This is a genomic window from Rhodoblastus sp., assembly GCF_041915505.1.
GTDB lineage: Bacteria > Pseudomonadota > Alphaproteobacteria > Rhizobiales > Beijerinckiaceae > Rhodoblastus.
In genome coordinates this window covers 1-4,302 of sequence record NZ_JAYSBG010000300.1, presented here as the reverse complement: position 1 = coordinate 4,302, position 4,302 = coordinate 1, and the positions used below count along the sequence as shown (strand labels likewise).

The 4,302-nt window shown below is 65.7% G+C and carries 6 protein-coding genes; all 6 read left to right on the top strand.

Annotated elements, in window-relative coordinates; genetic code table 11:
• Positions 1–970, top strand: a 970-nt coding sequence (locus ACE3S9_RS15610) for an MSMEG_0565 family glycosyltransferase (protein WP_374547401.1), incomplete at its 5' end; no start/stop codon positions are given.
• Complete coding sequence (locus tag ACE3S9_RS15605) at positions 963–1,256, top strand: MSMEG_0570 family nitrogen starvation response protein (protein WP_374547400.1); 294 nt, start codon at positions 963–965, stop codon at positions 1,254–1,256. The genes ACE3S9_RS15610 and ACE3S9_RS15605, both read left to right, overlap by 8 nt.
• Positions 1,257–1,258: 2 nt before the next feature.
• Positions 1,259–2,527: an MSMEG_0569 family flavin-dependent oxidoreductase gene (locus ACE3S9_RS15600; RefSeq protein ID WP_374547403.1), complete on the top strand. Its 1,269-nt coding sequence runs from the start codon at positions 1,259–1,261 to the stop codon at positions 2,525–2,527.
• The gene (locus tag ACE3S9_RS15595; RefSeq protein WP_374547399.1) at positions 2,524–3,462 is read left to right on the top strand and encodes a Pnap_2097 family protein; all 939 of its coding nucleotides are present in this window, start codon (positions 2,524–2,526) and stop codon (positions 3,460–3,462) included. The genes ACE3S9_RS15600 and ACE3S9_RS15595 overlap by 4 nt, the downstream gene beginning before the upstream one ends.
• A 135-nt stretch (positions 3,463–3,597) precedes the next feature.
• The gene (locus ACE3S9_RS15590) at positions 3,598–3,978 is read left to right on the top strand and encodes a DUF2946 family protein (RefSeq protein ID WP_374547398.1); all 381 of its coding nucleotides are present in this window, start codon (positions 3,598–3,600) and stop codon (positions 3,976–3,978) included.
• 65 nt (positions 3,979–4,043) lie between these two features.
• The coding region (locus ACE3S9_RS15585) for a hypothetical protein (RefSeq protein ID WP_374547397.1) at positions 4,044–4,302 on the top strand (259 nt) is incomplete at its 3' end.

The window sequence follows — 4,302 nt, the reverse complement described above, 5'->3', positions numbered from 1 at the left end:
TTCGCCCTTCGTCGGCGGCGCCGCCGAAATGGTCGCCGCCCGCATAGGGGATTATGCGCGCCACTTCGCCGCCACGGCGCCTGACTTCGACATTTTCCACGCTGGCGACGGCATTTCCGGCAATGCCTTGGCCGATCTCAAGGCGGATGGACGAATCGCCGGCTTCGCGCGGACGGTCCATCATATCGACGATTTTTCCGACCTGCGCCTCGCGGCCTTGCAGGAGCGATCGATCGTCGAAGCCGACGAACTGTTCGTGGTGTCGGAGCTGTGGCGGCGTGAAATCCGGCAACGGTTCGATCGCGACGCGACGCTGGTGGGCAATGGCGTCGACATCGCCCTGTTCACGCCACAGCCCGACGAACGTGATAGCGCCCTGCGCCAGACGCTTGGCCTCGGTCAGGGCCCGGTTTTTCTTACGGTCGGCGGCGTGGAGCAGCGCAAGAACAGCGTCCGGCTGCTCGAAGCCTTCATCGAATTGCGCGCTATCCTGCCGACAGCGCAACTGGTCATCGCGGGCGGCGCGTCGCTGCTGGATCATTCCGCCTGTCGCGCCGTTTTCGATGCGCGGCTGCGCGCCAGCGCGCTGCCGTCGAACGCCGTCATTCTGACCGGCCCGCTCGGCCAGGCGGACATGCCCGCTCTGTTCCGCGCCTGCGACGTTTTCGCCTTCCCCTCGCTCAAGGAAGGCTTCGGCCTGGTCGTCCTCGAAGCGATGGCCTGCGGCGCGCCGGTCGTCCTCTCTTCGTTGCGGCCATTTACGGAATATCTGCGCGAGAACGAGGCGGTCTGGTGCGACCCGACTTCGCCCTCGAACATCGCCGGGGCGATGGTTTCCGCGCTTGCGCCCGCGCTGCGCGCGCGGCTCGTTCAAACAGGCGCCGCCGCCGCGCGCCGCCACGATTGGCTTCACGTAGCGCGGTCCTGCCTGCCGGCCTATGCCCGATTGCTGGAGCGCGCCTATGCCTGAAATGCGTTTCCGCATCCGCTGGCCCGATGGATCGAGCGAAAGCTGTTATTCGCCCTCGCTGGTCGTGAAGGACCATCTCGCCGTCGGCGAAACCTATGCGCTCGACGATTTTCTCCAACGATGCCGCGTCGCGCTCCATTGCGCCAGCGGGCGCGCCGAAGCGCGCTATGGACGGCCATGCGCTTTCGCGCTCGCCCAGCTCGCCGCGCTCGAAACGCGCGCGGCTCTCCTGTCCATGCCGGCGGGAAGCGTCTTTATCGAAGCCTTCGAAACAGGAAAGGAATGACGATGTCGAACCAGGTGAAACCTATTTCCGTCGCGGTGATCGGCGGCGGCCAGGCGGGTCTTTCCGCCAGCTATTATCTCCAGCGAAAGGGAATCGACCATCTCGTGTTCGAACAGGAGACGTCGATGCACGCCTGGAAAAGCCAGCGCTGGGACGCTTTCTGTCTCGTCACGCCGAATTGGCAATGCCAGCTGCCGGGTCATCCCTATGAGGGGTCGGACCCCGATGGGTTCATGACCAAGAACGAGATCGTCGACTATCTCGAAGCGTTCCGGGAAAAGGTCGCCGCGCCGCTGCGCGAACAGGTGACCGTGTCGAAAGTGAAGCCGCTGGAGCAGGGCGGTTTCGAAATCGTCACCAGCGATGGAGTCTACACGGCCGATCAGGTCGTGGTGACCTCGGGCGGCTATCGCGAGCCGATCGTCCCGCGCGTGGCTGAGCGCATTCCCGAAACCATCCGGCAATTGCATTCCGAACAATATCGCAATGCGGGCCAGCTTCCGGAGGGCGGCGTTCTCGTGGTCGGCTCCGGCCAATCCGGCGCGCAAATCGCCGAGGATATTCATCTCGCCGGCCGCAAGGTGCATCTCGCGGTGGGCGACGCCCCGCGCTGCGCGCGTTTCTATCGCGGCCGCGACGTCGTGACCTGGCTGGCGGACATGGGCTATTACGACATGCCGGTCGACGCGCATCCTTTGAAGGAAGGCGTGCGCGACAATACCAATCATTATGTCACCGGCCGCGACGGCGGGCGCGATATCGATCTCCGGCGCTTCGCTCTGGAAGGCATGAAGCTCTATGGCGCGCTGGAGGGCTTCGAACAGGGCGTCGTCACTTTCGACGACAGGCTTGAAGCGCGCCTCGACGAGGCGGACAAGACCTATAACGGGATCAACGCCGCCATCGACCACTATATTGCGGAAAAGGGCCTTATGGCGCCGCCGCCCTCGGTCTATGAGCCGGTCTGGAAGCCGGAAGACGCCGGGACCGCGCTCGATCTCGCCGCCGCCGGCGTGACTTCGATCATCTGGTGCATCGGGTTCCGGCCCGATTTCGGTTGGCTCGACGCCCCGGTCTTCAACGGGCGCGGCCAGCCGGTTCATCGCCGCGGCGTCACCCGCGTTCCCGGCATCTATTTCCTCGGCTTGCCGTGGCTGCATACCTGGGGCTCGGGACGATTTTCCGGCGTCGCCCGCGACGCCGAATATATTGCCGATCGCATCGAGCGCGCGCTCGGCGATGCCCAGGCCGCCAAAATGGTTGCGCAATGATGGAGGAAAGCTTTTTCCTCCTCGATCGGGACGAGAGCCCGGACGGCGCGGCCGAGCCGGACGCGTCTTTCGTCCCGAAGCCTGCGCCGCCTCCTTTCGGCGACGGCGCGCATGCCGAGCGCATCCTGCTCGGCATGCCGCAGCTTTGCCTGAATGGATTGTCCGAAAACTGGCTGCTGAAAGAGCTGGGTCATCGGCACTGGCTGATGCTTGCCCGGCTCGCCGGCCAGACGGCGCCGCATTTCGTCGACGAGCGCGGCGAGCCGGTCTATGCGGCCTTCTGCGCCTTGTCGATCAAGGACGCCGATTTCGCCGCCGCCCGGGAAAACGACATCCTGACCATCCATTCGCGGGTCGAGCGAATCTCGCGCACGCAGGTCCTCACCCGGCATCGGCTTGTGATTGGCGGCAAAGCCCTGGGCGAGGTCGAACTGCTCTCGACCTTCGTGCGGCGGCTGGCGCGAGGCGAAAACCACGGCGTCGCGCGCTACGAGCCGCCGGGATGGCCGCCGGCGCCGGCGCGCGCCGCCAAAAATGACCTCGCGGCGCGGGCGGCGGCTTTCCGCGCGGGTCGAATTCGCGAGCATCTGGGCTTCAACCTGTCCGAGCGCGCGCCTCTCCGCGAGGCGACTTTTCTTCCGTGCCCGAGCCAGGATTTCAACGGCGCTGGCTTGCTCTATTTCGCGCAATTCATCGCTTTCGTTGACCGCGCCGAATGGCTGTTCGCGCCGGACCTCGCCCGGCGCGCGACGACCCGGCGGCGCGACGTGTTCTTTTTCGGCAATCTCGACCCCGGCGAGGCGCTCTCGGTTCGGCTGATGGAGCAGCGCTCGGACGAGCATGGAATGGCTCATCGCTGCCTGATGATCCGCGAGCAGGATCAGGCCCCTCTGGCGCAAATATTCAGCGTGAGGCGCTGCGGGCAAGTCGGCTGATCCCTCCCGGGCTCTTGTGACGATTCCGCAACAGGCGCCGAATTATGATGCAATCGCGACGGATTCGCCGCCAAGGGAATCGACCTTTCCCGAACGGGAATGGTAACGCTGCTTTCCCGCCAATGGGAGCGCCGCGTGGCTAAGACTCGGATCGGAGCGACTTTTTCGGTCTTCCTGATCGCCCTGCTGATGCAAGTTTTTGCGCCGGCGGGGGCGGGTCTGTCCATGGCGCGCGCGCTGCGGGCCGATCCGACGCTTCGCGCGCCGATCTGCGGCCAGAGCGATGTTTCCCGCGACAAGAGCAGGTCGCCGGGCGCGCCGCTATCGGCCGACGATTGCTGCCAATTATGCCATCTGGCCCAGGCCGGCGCCGCGCCGCTCGCCCCGCAGGCGGCGCAACTCGTCCTGCGCGCGCCGCTAGCGCGTCGCATCGCGTGGCGCCTCGGCGCGAATGTCGCCGCCGCCGGCGATCATTATTACCACGCCTCCGCGCGCGCGCCGCCTTTCGCACTCTGAACCTCCGCTTCGTCTCGCCGTTCGCCGGCGACCCGCATCATTCAGAGTCTGAAAGCGCTCCATCCATGTCAAAATTTGCGTCCCTCCTTCTGGCGGGCGTCGGCCTGCTGCCTGTCGCCGCGCGCGCGCAACAAGCCGACGGCCCCCTGCCTCCCATCGACGTTACAGTCGACCGCTTTTCGCGGCCCGCGGCGACCTCGTCGCCAGCGGCCAACGCCTCGATTGTCGTCAGGCGCGATCCCAATGTTTCGATCGTCACGCGCCAGGATATTGCGACCCAATTGCCGCGCTCCAACGACACGGCTCGCCTTCTGGAGAGTGTCG